1 protein-coding gene is annotated in these 1,423 nt (G+C 66.1%); it reads right to left on the bottom strand.

Translation table 11 applies throughout. The features are described from left to right. Positions 1-67 precede the first annotated feature (67 nt). A complete protein-coding gene (locus CVM73_RS38675) occupies positions 68-1,267 on the bottom strand; it encodes an IS256 family transposase (RefSeq protein WP_100236932.1) in 1,200 nt (399 codons plus the stop codon). Positions 1,268-1,423 lie beyond the last annotated feature (156 nt).

The raw sequence follows: 1,423 nt of genomic DNA on the forward strand, positions 1-1,423 counted from the left end.
GATCGTGTCCCTGAGCGTGGTGTAACTGGCGGTGGGACACCGCGTTCGCCGGCAAGAGCCGGACTGGTCAGCTGGCAATAGCCGGGAGGCTGACGGTTGGATCATCGCTCAACGGCGCGATGGTTTCCAGCGTCATGTAGCGGGCGCGCTGGACGGCCCATTCATCGTTCTGTTCGAGCAGGATCGCGCCGATGAGACGGACAATGGCGTCCTCATTGGGGAAGATGCCGACGACCTCGGTGCGCCGCTTGATCTCGCCGTTGAGGCGCTCGATCGGGTTGGTCGAGTGCAGCTTGGTCCTGTGCGGGGTCGGGAACGTCATGTAGGCCAGCACATCGGTCTCGGCCTCGTCGAGGAAGCCGGCGAGCTTGGGCAGCTTGGGGCGGAGTTGGTCGGCGACCTTCCGCCATTGCGATCGAGCGGCCTCGGCATCATCCTGGGCAAACGCGGTGGCGATGAAGGCGGAGACGACGCGCCGGCCGCTCTTGCCGGCATGGGCCAGTGCGTTGCGCATGAAGTGCACGCGGCAACGCTGCCAAGAGGCGTTGAGCACCTTGGCGACGGTGGCCTTGATACCCTCATGGGCGTCGGAGACGACCAGCTTGACGCCGCGCAGGCCGCGTCGCGCAAGCTTGCGCAGGAATGCCGTCCAGAACGTCTCGGCCTCGGAGGGGCCGATATCCATGCCGAGAACCTCACGCCGGCCATCGCTGTTGACGCCGACGGCGACGATCACCGCGACCGACACGATGCGCCCGTTCTGGCGCACCTTCACGTAGGTGGCGTCGATCCACAGATACGGCCAATCGCCCTCGATCGGCCGGGCGAGGAACGCCTTCACCTTGTCGTCGATCTCCGCGCACAGCCGCGAGACCTGGCTCTTGGAGATGCCGCTCATCCCCATGGCCTGCACCAGGTCGTCGACCGAGCGGGTCGAGACGCCCTGCACATAGGCTTCCTGCACCACGGCGGTGAGCGCCTTCTCGGCCATGCGGCGCGGCTCCAGGAAGCCCGGAAAGTATGAGCCCTTGCGCAGCTTGGGGATACGAAGCTCGACCGTGCCGGCGCGGGTCTCCCAGGTCCGGTCGCGGTAGCCGTTGCGCTGCGCCAGACGCTCGGGGTTCTTCTCGCCATAGGCCGCGCCGGTCTGGCCTTCGACTTCTAGCTCCATCAGGCGCTGGGCGGCAAAGCCGATCATCTCGCGCAATAGATCGGCATCAGGGGTCTTCTCCACGAGCGTGCGGAGGTTCATCATCTCATCGGTCATCGGTGGTTCCTCGAATCAGGTTGGTGTCAGCAACCCGACCCTACCGGCGAACTGCCGGTGACCACCGCAAAGCCGCCCGCCCGCTACGGCGCTATTGGGGGCGCGCGTCCGGGCGGCTTTGCTCTACCGAGCTACACCACCTCCGGGGACACGATC

Origin of the sequence: Bradyrhizobium forestalis (assembly GCF_002795245.1) — a bacterium.
Lineage (GTDB): Bacteria > Pseudomonadota > Alphaproteobacteria > Rhizobiales > Xanthobacteraceae > Bradyrhizobium > Bradyrhizobium forestalis.

Coding starts and splice junctions, on each gene's coding strand:
- CVM73_RS38675 (WP_100236932.1), bottom strand. CDS start 1,267: ATGACCGATGAGATGATGAACCTCCGCACGCTCGTGGAGAAGACCCCT.